Origin of the sequence: Xanthomonas sp. CFBP 8151 (assembly GCF_011761885.1) — a bacterium.
Taxonomy (GTDB): Bacteria; Pseudomonadota; Gammaproteobacteria; order Xanthomonadales; family Xanthomonadaceae; genus Xanthomonas; species Xanthomonas arboricola_B.
This window is the reverse complement of record NZ_JAASQZ010000005.1, coordinates 179517-196211: the sequence shown is the minus strand read 5'-3', so window position 1 is coordinate 196211 and position 16695 is coordinate 179517. Positions and strand designations below refer to the sequence as shown.

At 63.2% G+C, this 16695-nt stretch carries 14 protein-coding genes and 1 pseudogene; 7 read left to right on the top strand and 8 right to left on the bottom strand.

Going from position 1 to position 16695, the window contains the following annotated elements:
* Window positions 1–48 precede the first annotated feature (48 nt).
* From FHT08_RS19320 to FHT08_RS19305, 4 genes are read right to left on the bottom strand one after another with little or no spacing between them, the layout of a single operon-like run.
* Window positions 49–1302, bottom strand: a complete 1254-nt coding sequence (locus tag FHT08_RS19320; protein WP_166776423.1) for a chemotaxis protein CheW — start codon at window positions 1300–1302, stop codon at window positions 49–51.
* Entirely contained in the window at window positions 1299–2081 is a 783-nt protein-coding gene (locus FHT08_RS19315) for a ParA family protein (RefSeq protein WP_104537479.1), read from the bottom strand. The genes FHT08_RS19320 and FHT08_RS19315 overlap by 4 nt, the downstream gene beginning before the upstream one ends.
* Window position 2082: 1 nt before the next feature.
* Window positions 2083–3057: a flagellar motor protein MotD gene (motD, locus tag FHT08_RS19310; RefSeq protein WP_104537478.1), complete on the bottom strand. Its 975-nt coding sequence runs from the start codon at window positions 3055–3057 to the stop codon at window positions 2083–2085.
* A gap of 7 nt (window positions 3058–3064) precedes the next feature.
* Window positions 3065–3805 (bottom strand): flagellar motor protein, encoded by a 741-nt coding sequence (locus FHT08_RS19305; protein WP_104537477.1) that lies wholly within the window; start codon window positions 3803–3805, stop codon window positions 3065–3067.
* A 647-nt stretch (window positions 3806–4452) separates the two neighbouring features.
* Between FHT08_RS19305 and FHT08_RS19300 the strand changes: the two genes are divergently transcribed.
* Together FHT08_RS19300 and FHT08_RS19295 are read left to right on the top strand one after the other, a co-directional pair.
* A complete protein-coding gene (locus FHT08_RS19300) occupies window positions 4453–7608 on the top strand; it encodes a TonB-dependent receptor (protein ID WP_208409146.1) in 3156 nt (1051 codons plus the stop codon).
* Between the two features lie 199 nt (window positions 7609–7807).
* Entirely contained in the window at window positions 7808–9682 is a 1875-nt protein-coding gene (locus FHT08_RS19295; RefSeq protein WP_166776419.1) for a hypothetical protein, read from the top strand.
* A 112-nt stretch (window positions 9683–9794) separates the two neighbouring features.
* Here FHT08_RS19295 and FHT08_RS19290 read toward each other — a convergent pair.
* Window positions 9795–10091, bottom strand: a pseudogene (locus tag FHT08_RS19290) (IS4 family transposase); the annotation flags it as partial.
* Between the two features lie 416 nt (window positions 10092–10507).
* On the opposite strand from FHT08_RS19290, the gene FHT08_RS19285 reads away from it, so the two are divergent.
* From FHT08_RS19285 to FHT08_RS19265, 5 genes are all read left to right on the top strand, one after another.
* On the top strand, window positions 10508–10780 hold the full coding sequence (locus FHT08_RS19285) for a hypothetical protein (protein ID WP_166776417.1): 273 nt from the start codon (window positions 10508–10510) through the stop codon (window positions 10778–10780).
* Window positions 10777–11193 (top strand): SymE family type I addiction module toxin, encoded by a 417-nt coding sequence (locus FHT08_RS19280; RefSeq protein ID WP_166776415.1) that lies wholly within the window; start codon window positions 10777–10779, stop codon window positions 11191–11193. The genes FHT08_RS19285 and FHT08_RS19280 overlap by 4 nt, the downstream gene beginning before the upstream one ends.
* 85 nt (window positions 11194–11278) lie before the next feature.
* Window positions 11279–11917, top strand: a complete 639-nt coding sequence (locus FHT08_RS19275) for a hypothetical protein (RefSeq protein ID WP_166776413.1) — start codon at window positions 11279–11281, stop codon at window positions 11915–11917.
* Between the two features lie 101 nt (window positions 11918–12018).
* Complete coding sequence (locus FHT08_RS19270) at window positions 12019–12720, top strand: hypothetical protein (RefSeq protein WP_243849095.1); 702 nt, start codon at window positions 12019–12021, stop codon at window positions 12718–12720.
* Between the two features lie 104 nt (window positions 12721–12824).
* Complete coding sequence (locus tag FHT08_RS19265; protein ID WP_166776460.1) at window positions 12825–13754, top strand: XVIPCD domain-containing protein; 930 nt, start codon at window positions 12825–12827, stop codon at window positions 13752–13754.
* Between the two features lie 252 nt (window positions 13755–14006).
* Here FHT08_RS19265 and FHT08_RS19260 read toward each other — a convergent pair whose 3' ends face one another.
* Genes FHT08_RS19260 through cheY form a run of 3 tightly spaced genes read right to left on the bottom strand, consistent with a single transcriptional unit; the run spans window position 14007 to window position 16680 of the window.
* Window positions 14007–15659 carry a chemotaxis protein CheA gene (locus FHT08_RS19260; RefSeq protein WP_166776411.1) on the bottom strand — a complete coding sequence of 551 codons (1653 nt, stop codon included), beginning with the start codon at window positions 15657–15659 and terminating at the stop codon, window positions 14007–14009.
* Window positions 15660–15661: 2 nt separating this feature from the next.
* Window positions 15662–16288, bottom strand: coding sequence for a protein phosphatase CheZ (locus FHT08_RS19255; RefSeq protein WP_053045468.1), 627 nt, complete (start codon window positions 16286–16288; stop codon window positions 15662–15664).
* Window positions 16288–16680 carry a chemotaxis response regulator CheY gene (cheY, locus tag FHT08_RS19250; protein ID WP_002813536.1) on the bottom strand — a complete coding sequence of 131 codons (393 nt, stop codon included), beginning with the start codon at window positions 16678–16680 and terminating at the stop codon, window positions 16288–16290. The genes FHT08_RS19255 and cheY overlap by 1 nt, the downstream gene beginning before the upstream one ends.
* Between the last annotated feature and the right edge of the window lie 15 nt (window positions 16681–16695).

The following is a 16695-nucleotide window of genomic DNA, read 5'->3' as shown; positions in this document are numbered from 1 at the left end:
TAACGGTGAATCGCTGCGCGTGCAGGTGCGCGTCAGCTGCGCGGTGGATCAGTGCAGCAAATGGCTGGCATCGAGCAGGATCATCGGTTGATGGCCCAGCCGCGCGACGCCGCGGAACAGGTTGTTGGAGATGCGGCACAGGCGTGCGTTGTCCGGTGGTTCGATCTGCTGATCGGTCAGGCTGGTGACGTCTTCCACCGCCGACACGCGCAGGCCCATGGTCTCGCCGTTTTCTTCCAGCACCACCACGCGCGTCTGCAGATCCATGTTGATCGGCGCCGAGCCCAGATGCATGCCCAGATCGATCACCGGCACCACCTGGCCACGCAGGTTCATGATGCCGAGCATCGCGCTGGCAGTGCCGCGCAGTGGCAGCAGCGGTACCGGCAGCACCACTTCCTGCACCTTGAGCAATTCGAGCGCATAGGTCTGCTCGCCGCAGCGCAGGCGCAGCCAGCGCGTGCTGCGCTCGCTGGCGCGCCGCTCGGCCTGGATGTGCTCGGCCTGGCCGGGAGCCAGCAGCGCCTGCAGGCCTTGCGGGTAGATCGGCGGCGGCGGTGCGCGGTGCGGTGCCGGTGCAGAGCGCGGCGGTGCCGGTGCGGGTGCCGGCGGGGCAGGTGCGGCATCGGCAAAGGCCGGGTCGGCGTCCATCTCCGAAAGCAGATCGGCCGCCAGCAGGTCGGCGCCGGAGGCAGCCGTGGCGAAGGCCGGGTCTGCGTCCATTTCGGCCATCAGATCGGCGGTGCTCATGAACGGGCTAGGGGCAGCGGTGGCAAACGCCGGGTCGGCATCCATCTCGGCGAGGAAATCGGCAGCGATGTCGGCGGCGCTGGGCGCGGCGATCACCGGCGGCCCGAAGGCCGGGTCGGCGTCCATCTCGGCGAGGAAATCGGCGGCGATGTCGGCGGCGCTGGGCGCGGCGGTCACCGGCGGCCCGAAGGCCGGGTCGGCATCCATTTCGGCGAGGAAATCGGCAGCGATGTCGGCGGCGCTGGGCGCGGCGGTCACCGGCGGCCCGAAGGCCGGGTCGGCATCCATTTCGGCGAGGAAATCGGCAGCGATCGCGTCGGCGCCCAGCACTGCGGCAATCGCATTGGAGGTCGCCGCTTCAGAGACAGCGGCGGTATCGGAAGCCGCATCGGTTTGCACCGGCGGCTCGGCCAGTGCGACATCCGCATCGGCGGCGTCCGCTGCGCCCGCGACGGCGGCAACGGCAGCCGGGGCCGGGATCTCGGCGCCGGCATCGTGCAACAGGCCTTCCAGATAATCGTCCAGTTCGCCGTTGGCGGTGTGGTTGCTCATGCGGCTTGCTCCATGCGCATCGCGTCATCGGCCAGCACCCATTCCAGCGCGCGGCGATAGGCGGACAGGCCGCGGCCCTGATAGTCGCCGCCGGTGGCGGGGACGGTCAGGGCGGCGGCATTGCAGATTCGGGTGTCCACCGGCACCGCGTCTTCCCAGACGATAGCGCCGTAGGTGTCCTGCATCTCCTTCAGCGTCTCGGTGCCGGCGCGGGTGCGACGGTCGAACAGGGTCGGCAGGATCGACACCGGCAGCGCGCGGCGACGCGAACGCTGCACCATGTCGGCGGTACGTACCATGCTGGCCAGGCCATGCAGCGCGAGCGGCTCGGCCTGGGTCGGCACCACCACCCGGTCGCAGGCAGCCAACGCGTTGATCATCAGCAGGCCGAGCGTGGGCGGGCAGTCCAGCAGGATGTAGTCGTGCTGGCCGGCATGCCGGGTCATCGCGTTCTGCAGGGCCAGGCCCAGGCCGGGCTGGTTGGCGCTGCGGCGTTCCAGCGTGGCCAGGGCGGCTTGCGCGCACACATAGGACAGGCCGGGGATGGCGCTTTCATGGGCCAGGCTGGCCAGGTCGCTCGGCGGGGTGCCGAACAGGTCCAGCACCCCGCGCGGCGGCGGGTCGATCGCCACACCGAACGCGCGGGTGAGTGAGGAGTGCGGATCGAGGTCGATTAGCAATACCCGGTGGCCGAGCGCGGCCAGGCCACGACCCAATGCCAGCGTCGTGGTGGTCTTGCCGACGCCACCCTTTTGGTTGGCGATTGCCCAGATACGCATCTCACTGCACTCCTTGAATTACGGCGGGGACGGAACTTGTGCCGCTTTCGGTGGTGACGGCCGTTTGGCCGCCGTCAGACTTGGGAAGCTTGGGCGCCCCGGCGGCGGTCGCATTCATCTGCGATGGCGGATCGGGTGCGAGTGAGCCAGCCGAGTCAGCGAGGATGATCAACACCACACGCCGGTTCGCATTCCGTCCCGCCTCAGTGCTGTTATCGGCACGTGCGCGGAATTCTCCATAGCCCACCATCGCCAATCGCTGCGGGGCGACGCCGTCGTCGGCAAACAGGTGCACCACGCTGGCGGCGCGCGCGGCCGACAGTTCCCAGTTGGAGGGGAACTGTGCGGTCGCAATCGGCTGGTTGTCGGTATAGCCCTCCACGCGCACGCCGTTGGGCGCATCGCGCAGCACCGCGGCCAGCGCCGACAAGGTGCCGCGGGCGTTGCCGGCCAGGGAGGCCGAGCCGGTGCCGAACAGGATGTCGCTGTTAATCTCCACCTCGATCCACAGATCGTTGCGGCGGATGGTGATGAGTTTCTGCTCGATCAACGGCGCCAGCGTCTTGCCCAGCTGCTGGGCCACCGCGTCCATCTGCCGCTGCGCGCGCGCCAGCTGCGCCTGGTTGCGTAGCGACACCGGCATGCGCATCTGCGCGGCCATCGACGGCAGCAGGGTGGGGTCGGTCGGTCCGCTGGACGCGGCCATCGGCGCGCCGGCCTTGATCACCGACGGGCGGTCGTAATCGGCGCCCAGGGCCTGGGTCTTGCCGATCTGCACCGGGCTGGCGGCAGTGGACGAGCCGCCGAAGGCGGTGGTCAGCGCCTGCGCCATGACCTTGTACTTGCCCTCGTTGAGCGAGGAAATGGCGTACATCACCACGAAGAACGCCAGCAGCAGCGTCATCAGATCGGCATACGGAATCGCCCACGCTTCGTGGTTGCCATGGTCTTCGTGATGTTTGCGACGGCGGGCCATGACGGGACTAATGCAAGTATCCGGCCAGTTTCGACTCGATGTTGCGCGGGTTCTCGCCCTGGGCGATCGCGATCAAGCCTTCGATCGCCATTTCGCGCTCGTTGGTGCTGCAATGGATGACGCTCTTGAGCTTGGCGGCGACCGGCAGGAACAGCAGATTGGCCGAGGCGATGCCGTAGATGGTGGCGGTGAACGCTGCGGCGATGCCGTGCCCGAGCATGGCCGGGTCGGCCAGGTTCTTCATCACTGCCATCAGTCCCAGCACCGCACCGATGATGCCCAGCGTGGGCGCATAGATGCCCATGCCTTCGAACACCTTGGCCGCGGCAAGATCCTGACGCTCCTGGTTGTCCATTTCGATCTCAAGCATATGCCGCATGGATTCGGGCTCCACGCCATCGACCAGCATCTGCAGGCCCTTGCGCAGGAACGCGTCGTCCTGGCGTGGGAGCTGGTCTTCCAGGCCCAGCAGGCCCTGGCGGCGGGCGATGTTGCTCCATTCCACGATCCGTGCCACCAGCTGCGGGCGATCGCTGGCCGGCGGCTGGATCACCCAGCGCAGGATCTTGAAGGCGCGCCGGAAAACCGCCGGCGAGGTATGCAGCAGGATCGCCGCCACGGTCCCGACGATCACGATCACGAAGGCCGCCGGCGACCACAGCGACGAAATGCCGGCACCTTTCAACACGCTGCCGCCCACGATCGCCACGAGCGCAAGCACCAGTCCGATAATGCTGAGTCTGTCCATGGAAGCGATATCGGCGCGAGCGCGGCGGACTTGATAGGCGCGCTTGGTTGAAGCGCCAAAAAGTTGTCGTTTTGCGGCATGGGCCGCTTCCACTCTGGCGTCGATGCATGGCTGGCAGGTCATCGGCGCATGCGCCTCCGACCAAGGCGTGTCATCAATGCCGTAGCAGGCCCCGCCGCCCTCGCGTGTACGCAGGCAACAAGCGCGCGCATGTTCGGTGTGGCGATCGCGTTGGCGATGGCCGCCAAGCGGCGTGTGGTAGGCGATGCCCTCACGTCGATCCAGTCTGTTGCTGAGCTCGGTTTCAAATAAGGTGTGTGCTGGCGCTTCGGTAAACCGCTTGCGTCCGGTTGCGGGCGAGGGTGTGTTGCTTGCAGCGATCACGCTGCTGCAGCCGGCGACGCGGTAGGCCGTGCCATGCCGCGTGCAGGCGTAGCGGTGCCGGCCGCCCATCGTGGATGCCTTGCAATGCCGCGGGTCTGTTGCGCGGCAGCATGCGCTGCCGCATGGGCTGTGCTACTTAGCTTTCCACGGTATTAGAACGATCTAATTGCATCTGCGTGGAAGCGGACGCAAGAGGAGGGGCAGGTTGCCGCAACGGCGCCGGATATTTTTGTGTCACTTCGCGCAGCGTTCTTGTCCGATCGTTGGATCGACAGGAATCGGCCGAAGCCACTCACTATTGGGAGAGCATGATCGAAATGAACTGCATGCCATTCGCACGCAACCGCAGCAGGCTGTCCGCCGGTATCGCCATCGTCTTGTTCGCGAGCGCCGCCTCTACCACCGCTGTCGCCCAGCAGGCCGACGCCACGCCGGCGCCCACGGGCCAGGCCGAGTTGCAGGCCACGGACCTGGATGCGGTGACGGTGACCGGCTACCGCTACGCGATCGAAAAAAGCCTGGAGCAGAAGCGCAACGCCAACGCCGTGGTCGATGTGATCACCGCCGAGGACGTGGGCAAGTTCCCCGACAAGAACGTGGCCGATGCGCTGCAGCGCGTGCCCGGCGTGGTCATCAGCCGCGACGGCGGCGAAGGCAAGAACGTCAGTGTGCGCGGCCTGTCCTCGGAGCTGGTGCTGACCGAATTGAACGGCAACTACATCGCCACCGCCGAGTCCAACGGCGACCCGACGCGCTCGTTCAACTACACGCTGCTGCCGTCGAACCTGCTGGGCAGTGCGGAGTTGTACAAGACCCCGGAAGCGCGCATCGACGAAGGCGGCATCGGCGGCACGGTGATCCTGCAGACGCGGCGCCCGCTGGAACTGGAGCCAAACTCCGGCTTCGTTTCCGCCGAGGGCACCTGGTCGGATACCAGCAAGAAGACCGACGGCCAGTTCTCCGGTTCGTACTCGTGGCACGACAAGGACAACCGTTTCGGTGTCTTCGTGGGCTACACGCAGCAGAAGCGCACCGCGCGCACGCTCAATGCCAGTACCGAGAGCTGGCAGTGGTACGGCCGCGACGAAGTCGGCCCGGCGGTCGACGTGAATGGAAATCCGTCGGACTTCAACGCCAACTGGTGGGGCGGTACCGGTTTCTGGGACCAGAACAGCAATTACTCCACCGGTTTCATGATGCCGACGGCGGTCAGCCTGGAGGCCAAACGCGAGGAGCGCGAGCGCAAGGGCGGGCAACTGACCTTGCAGTTCAAGCCGACCGACGACCTGACGCTGACCGCGAACTACTTCCGCTTCGACCTGTCGCAGGACTCGCAGACCAATACCATCAAGATTCCCGAGTGGAACATTGCCCGCTATAACGGCGACGGCAACTGGCGCGGCGGCCGTCTGCTCGACGGGCTGCAGTTCGATCCCAGCGGCACCATCGTTACTGGCGCCGCCTACAGCCTGCGTCCGGGCAAGACCTACTATTGCAGCGAGGCGCAGGCCGCCGCGGCCGGCCTGCCGCCGGGCGGCTGGGGCTCGGACGATTGCACCGTGCCGACCCCGCAGATCACCGGCAGCTACAACATCGAGAAATCGCAGTCGCAGACGGTGGACCTGGGCGGCGAATGGCGTGGAGAGCAGGTGGACGTAGCGTTCAAGGCTGGCCGCACCTGGGCCAAGGGCGGGCCGGAGCTGCAGTTCTCCCTGCCGATCAAGCCGCGCCTGCAGAACGCCGACGGCAGCTGGAGCAATGGCAACTTCGCCAGCGCCTGGGACCTGACTGGCACACCGAGCATGACGTTCTCGCCGCAGCTGATGCAGAACCTGCGCGACGGCATCCTGCAGGTCGACCTGGGCTCGACCGGCTCGTCCTGGACCCGCAACACCAATCAGCAGCAGTACGCGCAGATCGATACCACCTGGCATTTCGATGGCGAGGTCGTCGACTCGCTGCAGTTCGGCCTCAAGCGTCGCGACGGCGGCATCCACCGCAGTACCGGCAACAACTACTGGGTGTGCCCGGGCACCGACCCGGGCGACTACGACAACCGCTACTGGAACGGGCGCTGCAATGCCATCGCCACCCAGTTCTCGCCGGGCCTGCTGTTCGCGCAGGACAACCTGGCCGGTGGCGTCAACGCCAGCGCGTTCCCGGCGATCAACTTCCCGGGCTACATCGGCTACTTGAACCAGACCTACGGCGCGATGCAGACCCGCAGCGAAGACAACTTCGTCTACAACGTCGACGAGGAGATCTATTCCACCTACCTGCAACTCAACTTCCACACCGAGCGGCTGCGTGGCAACGTCGGCGTGCGGGTGGCGCGCACCGGCCAGCGTGCCGATTCCACCGACAAGGTGACCGCCTACAACGACTACTTCTTCGATGGCGCCGACGGCAATCCGCTGGCCTGCCAGCAGGGCGCCGCCATGCCCGGCGGTGCCCCGGCCGACACCTATTGCGGGACCGAAGGCTACTGGCGTTTGTCCGACAGCGTGCAACGCACCGAGTCGTTCGTGGTCAGCGGGCTGGACCGCAACTACACCGACGTGCTGCCGAGTTTCAACCTGGCCTACGACCTGACCGAGAACCTGCTGCTGCGCGCGGCAGCCGCGAAGGTGATCGCACGTCCCAGCTACAACGACATCGCCGCGCCTGGCAGCCTGGAGTTCTACAGTCCCGAGTACGTGGCCGACCGGCGCCTGACCGGCGGTGCCAGCGAGCAGGGCTGGTACGGCTCGGGCAGCAACAAGAACCTGGAGCCGTACAAGGCCAACCAGTTCGACCTGGGGCTGGAATGGTATTTCCACCCGGGTTCGGTGGCAGGTGTGGGACTGTTCCGCAAGAACGTGGAGAACTTTGCGGTCGACGTCATCAGCGACGTGAACATGATGGTCGACGGGCAACCGGTCACCGTGCAGAACTACAGCACCCAGGCCGGCGGCCAGGACGCGGTCTCGCAGGGTGTGGAGCTCTACGCGCAGCACACGTTGCCATTCGGTCTTGGTGTGCAGTTCAACTACACCTACAACGATGCCAGCAAGGCGGCGGTGCGGCTGGAGGATGGCACCGAGGTCGGCAAGACCTCCATGCCGGGCAGCGCCAGAAATCAGACCAACCTCACCGTGTTCTACGAGACCGACAGCCTGCTGCTGCGCGCCTCGTACAACCGTCGCGGTGAGCTGGTGCAAGGCCTGGTCAATGGGCTGAACGTCTTTGAAGAGCCGTATTACCAGATCGATGTGAATGCGGCCTACAACATCACCCCGGCACTCAGCCTCACCGCCTCGGTACTGAACCTGACCAAGCAGGAGTCGCGCTCGCACCTGGGCGAGGACACCCGCGCCCGCTTCTATACCGGCGGCTACGCAGGCCGGCTAGCGTACCTGGGGCTGACCTACAAGTTCTAGCTCCCAACGTGTCGCGCCCATGCCTGCCGCGTGGCGGACGGTATGGGCGCGATGGTTTGGAGGCAGCCGGGCTGCAGTGGAAGTGAACCTGGAATCGTTATTTGTTTTCCGCAAGTATGGTTAGTTGGTTCTGTCTTTTATTCGCAGCGCCAACTTAATATCGTCATCGCTATATACTGATTGGGTGGGTGTGCGCCTGATGAACAGCATCAATTATCCCTGGACGGAAGCTTCGTTTTCAGATGCAAGTGAGTTTGATTTTGATATTGGTGATTCTGGGCTGCTCGCCAGCGAAGCTTCTGCGCATCGTATAGGTGACCTACTTGTAGCGGAAGAGCAGCGTGCAGATGAGCAAGCCAATTCACAGCGAAGTAGGGTTCTTCGTATGGTGGCTTCAGCATTGCAGCTGCACCAAAGGCTTGATCTACCCAAGGCCCCGTACAGCGCAATGATGGAGTTCGGTGGCCATCGGACAGCTATTGGTTCGGATTGGAGTGGGTGTGGCGCAGTGTTGGAGGAGTTAGGGAGACGTTCGCCCAATCCTGTGATCTGCGCTCGGCTCTTGGATCTTGCCTGGCTGGTCGAGCGGAGTCGTGTTGATGCTGGTAGAGCGGCCGTGCTCGCCTACATTCGTGTAGCAGATGGGATGCTTACCCGCGAGCTTAGGCATCGGGATTATGATTCAGATTATCGTCCGATTAGCGAGGTCACGAGGTCGCTTCGCAGAGGGCTCCAGATCTGTGACCTGCTGCGCCTGCGCGAGGACGACTCCGATCTCATAGCGCTGAAGACTTTCTGCTTGGCGTCTGCCGATCAGTTTGAGACTGAAGGCGACAGCCAGGGACTGCTGGCCATGATGAATCTGGCCTTGGACTATGACTTGGATCTGCCGGAGCATTGTGCACCTCGTATGGAGGCAGCTGCACGCGGATTCACTCCTGGAACAGACCCTCATTTTGTTTGCGATGCGCTTGTTGGTGCGGGTCGCGCTTGGCGCCGTGCGAAGGACAGTGCCAACTACGAACGATGCATGATTGAAGCAAGCTGCCGTATGGCAGAGCACGGAAAGGCACTAGGCGGAAATTTAAGTGGGTCACATTTCGTACAGCAGGCCATTGACTTGCTGCGGGGGCTGTCTTCGCTTGATGCAAAAGCTTTCAAGCGCGAGCTGCGCATAGAGTTGATTCGGCTTCAGTCCGCTGCCGAGGATGAGTTCGGCACCTTCGAGTACTCGTATGATCTGAGTGAGTTGGTCAAAGCTGTGAAAGATCGGACTCAGGGTCTTTCGATTAAGGAGGCTCTGTTCTTGCTTGCTGCTATCCACCGACCCCGACCTACTTCGCTCATTGAGCAAGAGGCAATTGAAGGGATGCGCAAGCATCCGTTAGGTTCTTTGTTCGGTGTTCAGCAGCACGATTCCGATGGCCACGTTCGATTCCGTTCTCCGGGAACGGACACGCGGAACATTGATCCTGCTGCATTGGAGCATGCTATCGCTAGGCAAGAGGGGATCTACCGAGAGACTGTGGTGCGGGGCCGAATCGCTGTCGTTGTATATCAGTTGGCCAGCGAGCACTCAGTATCACTAGACGAGGTCTTCCCTCTCTGCCGAGAAAGCCCATTCGTTCCCCCTGATCTCACGGAGACCTTTTCTAAGGGAATTCTGGCATTTCTGCATGGTGATATGACGTCGGCCATTTTCATCCTAACTCCGCTGCTAGAGGCCTCGCTGATCTATGTCCTGAAAGGACATGACGTCGATGTTGTTCGTCACGATGAGGATTCTGGGACTCAGGAAGACATGAGCATTACGCAGTTGTACAAGAATCATCGCGGTGAGCTAGAGGCCATCTTCAGTGCGCCCGTGATTGACGACATCGAGCGAGTGTTCCTTACTAGGTCCGGTCCGGGGCTTCGCCACGCCATCGCGCACGGAACGACAAGCGATGGCCAATCCTACTCCGGCGATTCCATCTATGCTTGTTGGCTGATGTGGCATCTTTGTCTGGTCCCACTATTCAAGGACCACTTTGAAGCTCGCGGCAGCGGCTCTGAGCCGAAGGCTACAGATTGAGGCCTTCATGCCCAATGTCTCAGATCTAGAAGAGCTGACGCTGTGGAGACTTTTCCTGAAGAAATAACGGTTCGGAAATAACGGTTCCAGGTTCTTAAGTATCCCCACGTTTTTAAAGCACCAGCGTCATCTGCTCACGCACTGCGTCGGGCAGTGTGTGCAAGCATTCTAGCCAGCGTGAGACAGGTTCCATGGGTCAGCGCCTGACCAGCGCCTCGCGGCCGACGTGCAGTGTCGAGTAAAGCTTGCGTGTGCTGCTGCGTGGCGATAGCCACTGGACGATACCGGTGGCTTCGCAGCCCAGCCCCGCCAGCCAACTGGCGAAGGTGGCAAGCGTATTGAGCAACAACAGGATCTGCAGTCGCTCACCGCGACGGGTCAAGCTGTCTTCCATCGCCTGGCCGTAGCGACGCAGAAGTAACGGTTCCAGGTTCACTTCCACGCAGCATGGCCTTGACCGTGATGGGTCAGGTGCACTTGTCAGGCGACGGCGTTCGGCTTGTGTGGCCTTTATGGAACTGCGCCAGCGGCGCACGCAGCCGCGCGAGACCCGACAGCGTGTATTGACACGCCAGACCGTGTGCTTGCAATCTAGGCCCAAGGAGCGTCGAAACTCCTCTAGTAGCGGTACCCACCTCCGTCAAACCGGTGGGTTTTTTGTGCCTGCATCCCGCAGGTACAAGCCGACGCAATGCCTGTGTCGGGAGGGCGGCTAATACAACACCCGTAAGGGGAATACGCCCGCCGGCTACTAGCGGTTTCGAACCTCCCGACATCCCGTCGCCGTTGGCGGCGGTTCTTGGGTTGTTCCAGGAGGGCGTTGCCATGTCTACCGCACCATTCATGCCGGCTTCGGTGCCGGGTTATCTGTTGCCAGCTTCCGCCCACAGCTTGCTGAGCGAGGTAGGCGAAGTGCTGCGCCGGCTGGCCACACGCGCGGCCGTTGAGCAGGCCAGCGATGATCTTGCGCAGCAGTTGCTCAACCAGCCCGGCGTGTTGTCGCAGGCCTTGCATAGCCTTTCTGCAGGCATCGACGTGGCGTTGCAGCAGTGCGTCGCTGCAGCCAGCGCTACCCGCCGCCAATCGGAGGCGCCATGACCCGCCGCCGCCCACCCACGGCATCTGCCAGCGCACGGCCCACCCGCACGCGTACGCGCCCCGCGCCGCCCAAGCGGGTGCAGTGGGTTGTTGTGGAACCCGACCGCGGCAAGCTGCCACCGATGCTGCCGCCCGACCCTGACGCCTCCCCGCAAGGCCCCGGCACGCTACGCGCACCCCGCCGCGCCCGCCGCCCGCGCCAATGCACCGTCAGCTACACCCATTACCCCGGTGCCCACGACCACGCCGGCGACCAGCACGTACCCCACGTCCGCCTCAGCGGCCTATGGCTGGAACAACTGGGCTTTGCCATCGGCACCAAGCTGCGCATCACCGCCAGCGCAGGGCAGCTACTGATGGAGGTGTTGCCGCCAGTGGAGACGCCGGCCAGGGCGCGCAGCGTGCGGCGATGATGCTGCGGCTGCCAGACCCCTTGCGATTGACCTCGGTGCCGGATGCCACTAGCGTCCCGCCACACCAGCGCACAACGGACGCTTCATGATCGCGCGCCCCCTCTACGCCTTGCTCGCCACCTTCGCCCTGGGCGCATGCGCCCACGCGGCGGGCGGCGCAGCTCCGGCAACCGTCACGGAGACATCTGCCATGCGTTCCTCAGCCGAATCCGCAGTCACTCCCACTGGCAGCGAACCCAGCGGGCCGATACGAACGGCAGAGGATGCGCTCACCCGCATGCTTGCATTGATTCAAGCAATTCACGGACTGGACGATCTGACACCCGACTACCTGCAGTCCAAAATGGGGGTTCCGGTGACGCGTGCGGCAGCTGATTCCAAGCGTTATGGCGCCAGTGCTCCGCTTACCAGTGAGTGGGGTTACAGCTTTGGCATGGACCAGACGCCTACTGCGGGGCGTTGGTTCGAGTTCACTTTTATTCCAGCGCAAGCGGGTGCTTCTCCGCCCATGACGGAGATCTGCAGGATCGATTTCGATACGTTTACCAAGAAGCTGGAAAACATCGGGTTTGTACGTCAACGCAACATGGTGGAAGACGGCCGCTGGATGAGTGATCTTTACACGCGCCCAGGGATGCGTGTAGAGGTTTTCCCGAGAGGCGAAGCTGCGGAACCGCAAGAGTTGGTAGCGCACAAATGCGTCGAATGGGTCTACATCCGATAAGCTGAGGTAGCGGACATGTCACTCAGCCCTGGAGTTGTCAGGCCTCATAAAGCGATGAGTGCATAGGGCATTGGGGGTACTTGAGAGGCGTGCATGACACGATGACATTGAAAAACTGTCAAAATTCCTCCTGCAGCACCAACACTTATTGGAGAAAGGCCGTGCCCCTTGCAAACGATCCAATGCGCTTTGCACTCACGGCATTGATTACCTGCCTGATCGCTGGCTGCAGCCTGCAATCGCCGCCTGCAAACGTGCCTATCGCAAAGGAGCAGATAGAGATGAGAACGGTCGTCCCGTTGGTACGGAGTTTGACCCCACATGATCGTGGGCCTACAGAGCTGGAATTCGATGTGCCCGCACTGCCCGACGACGCGACTCCTCCCGTTTTCATCGGTGTGCGGATCACCGGTGTCGATCCAACTGCCGTCTCCCAAAGTGCTGACAGGCTGATTAGCGCTGGTGTTTCGGCCGAGCTCCACTTGGAGCGTATTGAACCATCCGGTCCGGTCTCCGTGGAATTCCAGCGTAGTCAGCGTGTGGGAGTAGGTCAGCAGGCGTCCATTCCCTTGTCAGCTGATGGTATGGCTCCTGGTCTGTTCGCTTTTGATGCGGACGGTACGACGCTGCAGGACGCCGGTTTGTCTACTGAACAGACCGCGTCCAGGGAGTTGGCGTTCGGCTATAGCAATGCTGTCCAGCCAGGCCGTTATCGGCTCAAACTGCGCTTTGATCAGAACGCCGAGGCGCTGGTTGCGGCTAATGCTCAACTTCTTGTCGCTTACACCTACAAAGGAAAGTGAGGGGAGTGAGCATGGATGATCATGAAAAGCGCTATGCAGTCACTGTCTACGTCGCTGCCGCAGGTACCCCGTTGATGGCCGGAGGCACATCCTTCGGTGGCCATATGTACTACTCGATTGACGACGGAACGACTGTCAAAAGTTATGGGTTCTCGCCCATCAAGCATGGCGAGGCTAGCGGGCCAGGAAAAGTTTCGTTCAATGACGTCGATACCTACCAAAAACCATATTACTCACGCACGATGGAGATCGATAAGGCGCAGTATGAAAAGCTGGAGGCCTTCGGCGCGGCCCCTGCCAAGCACGGGTTCAATATGGAATATCACGGCGCTAAAAACAGTTGTATCGACTTCACATGGGATGCGCTCAATCACGCTGGACTGCACCGGAAGACAAAAGATGGAGTTGATAAAGGCTTTGAGGGGGATATCAGACCCGTAGAAAACGTAGATGATATCAAGAGCATTCCTGCTCCTGTGCCTAAAAGTGAGTTGAATAAGGAGCACAACAATCCCAAGCCCAAGCAGGAACTTTGGCAGAAAGTGATTGGTGAGGCGCAGCCGCCCGGTGAGCAGGTATCTCCACTACAGGAAGTAACACAGCTCGCGAGAGTGCTGCCAACAGATCCGCTGCATCACCAAGCAGAAGAAGCCGTTCGCCGCCTTGAGCAAGGTCTCGGCCGCGAGTACGACGACAACAGCGCACGGCTGGCAGCAAGCAGCGCGTATTTAGCCAAAGAGAACGGGCTGTCGCGAATCGATCATGTCGTGCTGAGCGAGAACACCAAGTCCGTGCGGCAGGGCGAGAACGTCTTCGTTGTGGAAGGTGCGTTGAACGATCCCGCTCACAAGATGGCGCATATGACGACGAGTGATGCGATTGCGCAGCCCGTCGAGCCATCCTTGGCGCAATTACAGGCCTTGGGCGAAACTCAGCGCCAACAGCAATCCCAGCAGCAGGAGCAACAGCGAGAGCAGTCGATTGCGCCTCAACACCGGATGGTGAGGGCTAGTGAAGTAACGGTTCTGAAATAACGGTTCCAGGTTCACTTCCACGGCGGCCTGGCCGTCGCCAAACCATCGCGCCCATGCCTGCGCGCGTAGCGACATAGATCAACAGCGATGCTGGTAGTGACACGACAACGGCCGCAGTACGCGGCCGTTGTCGTTAGATCAGGCAACCAGGATCGTCTTGACGATTCCCGATTCCCGATTCCCGATTCCCGATTCCCGATTCTCCCAATCCCCAATCCCCAATCCCGAATCCCGAATCCCGAATCCCCAACCTCAATGATCGCTGGAGCGCAATCCATCCACATCCAGGATCAGCGCCATGCGGCCGTCGCCGATCAGGGTGGCGCCGGCGTAGCCGGGCAGGCCGCGCAGGGCGCGGGGCAGGGGCTTGATCACCACTTCCTCGCGGCCGCGAACCTGGTCCACCACCAGGCCGAAGCGGGTTTCGCCGGCCTGCAGCAGCACTACCGTCAATAGCGGCGGTTGTTCGGCAGGCACGCCCAGCCAGCGGCGCAGGTCGATCAGCGGCAGGGTGTGCGAGCGGCGGTCCAGCACGGCGCGGCCGTCGAACCAGCCCAGCGAGGTCTGCGGGGCGTGCAGCACTTCGACCACGCGCGCCAGCGGAAGGGCATACACCGCTTCGCCGGCCTGCACCAATAGCGTGGGCAGGATGGCCAGGGTCAGCGGCACGCGGATCATGAAGCGGCTGCCGCGGCCCAGTTCGGACTGGATCTGGATCTGCCCGCTGAGTTCGCGGATGCGCGATTGCACCACGTCCATGCCCACGCCGCGGCCGGAGATATCGGTGACCTCGGCCTTGGTCGAAAAGCCCGGCATGAAGATCAGATGCAGACACTCGTCGGTGCTCAGGCGGGCAGCGGCTTCGGCGTCGATCAGGCCCTTGTTGCGGGCGATCTCGCGCAGGCGTTCGGGGTCGATGCCGGCGCCGTCATCCTGGATCTCGATGCTGACGTAGTCGCCTTCCTGCTGCGCGGACAGGCGCACATGGCCGCTGCGCGGCTTGCCGGTGGCTTCGCGCAGGGCCGGCGATTCGATGCCGTGGTCGATCGCGTTGCGCACCAGGTGCACCAGCGGGTCGGCCAGGGCCTCGACCAGGTTGCGGTCCAGTTCCGTCTCGGCGCCGATCAGTTCCAGTTCCACTTCCTTCGACAAGGTGCGCGCAACGTCGCGGGCCACCTTGGGGAAGCGCGCGAACACCTTGCTGACCGGTTGCATGCGGGTACGCATCACCGCGGTCTGCAGGCGCGCGGTGGCGATGTCCAGCGTGCTGACCGCGCGGTCGAGTTCTTCGTCGCGCAGGCGGGTGCGCAGGGTCTTGAGACGGTTGCGCGACAGCACCAGTTCGCCGATCAGGTTGACGATGGCGTCCAGGCGCTTGGTGTCCACGCGCACGGTCTGCTCGGCGTCGGCGGCCTTGGCCGCCGCCTTGGGCGCGGCCTTGGCGCCCGGCGCAGCAGCGCCGTGTGCGTCATCGTGTGCGGGTGCTGCGACAGCGGCCTTGGGCGCGGCCTTGACCGCCGGCGGGCCGCTCTTGGCGTCGAACTGCGCAATCAGCGAGGCGGGTGCATGCGGCACGGTTTCGCCCGAGCCCATCGCATCCAGCATGGCCTGCAGATAATCCAGCGACTGCTGCGCGGCATCGAAGTGATGCGCCTGCAACACCGCCTGGCCGGAGCGCGCCATGCCCAGGGTTTCCTCGGCGGCGTGGCAGAGCTCCACCATCGGCTTGATCGCCAGGAAGCCGGCGCCGCCCTTGAGCGTGTGGAAGCCGCGGAACACCGCGTTGAGCTGGTCGGCTTCGTCCGGTGCCTGTTCCAGCGACACCAGCTGTTCGCCGAGGCGATCCAGGATCTCCTGGGCCTCGACAATGAAATCGGCAGCAATATCGTCTGGAACAGCACTCATGGTTACAGCCCCAATCCGGACAGCAGGTCGTCGGCGTCGTCCTGCGACACCGCGTGACGGTCCAGGCCCTTGACTGCAGGACCGGCAAGACCGCCGTCGTCTTTCTTCGGCTCGGGATTCTTCGGCGGCAGGCCGAGCGCACCGAAGCCTTCGTGCACGCGCCGCACGATCCCGGCCACGCGACGGATGATCTGGCCGCTCAGGTCCTGGTAGCTCTGCGCCAGCGACAGCTCGGTCAGGTTGTGGCGCATCTTGTCCATCAGCGCGCCCTGGTCCTGATTCAGGCCGCCGTCGCGCAGCTGGTTGGCCAGCTCGCGGCATTCCTCGACCAGATCCAGCGTGCGATGGCTGGCCTTCTCGGTCATTTCCACCACATGGTCCAGGCGCGAGCAGGCATCGTCCAGCTCGCCGGCTTCTTCGGGCACGGTGGGCAGCTCGCCCAGCGCCTGGCCGAGTTCGCGCGCGAGCCGGCTCAGGCTCTGCATCATCGGGCGCGTGCGCAGCGCGGCGAGCTGGTCCACCTCGCGCCGCCAGGCGGCCTGGTCACCGCTTTCCAGTGCATCGAGTGCGTGTTGCAGGCGCTCGATCAATGCGGCTCGTTCGGCATCGGCTTCCACGGTGGCGTTCATCAGGCGGTCGCCGCCAGACGTTCGAACACCTTGCCCAGCTTCTCTTCCAGGGTCTGTGCGGTGAACGGCTTGATGATGTAGCCGTTCACGCCGCACTGTGCCGCTTCGATGATCTGCTCGCGCTTGGCTTCGGCGGTCACCATCATCACCGGCAGGTGCTTGAGCTTGGCGTCGGCGCGGATGTTGCGCAGCAGGTCGATGCCGGTCATGCCGGGCATGTTCCAGTCGGTGACCACGAAGTCGAACGGGCCGGCCCGCAATGCAGCCAATGCGCTGTTGCCGTCCTCGGCCTCTGCGGTATTGGTGAAGCCAAGATCGCCCAACAGATTCTTGACGATGCGTCGCATCGTCGAGAAGTCGTCCACGATCAAAATCCGCATGTTCTTGTTCACATCAAGCTCCTAACA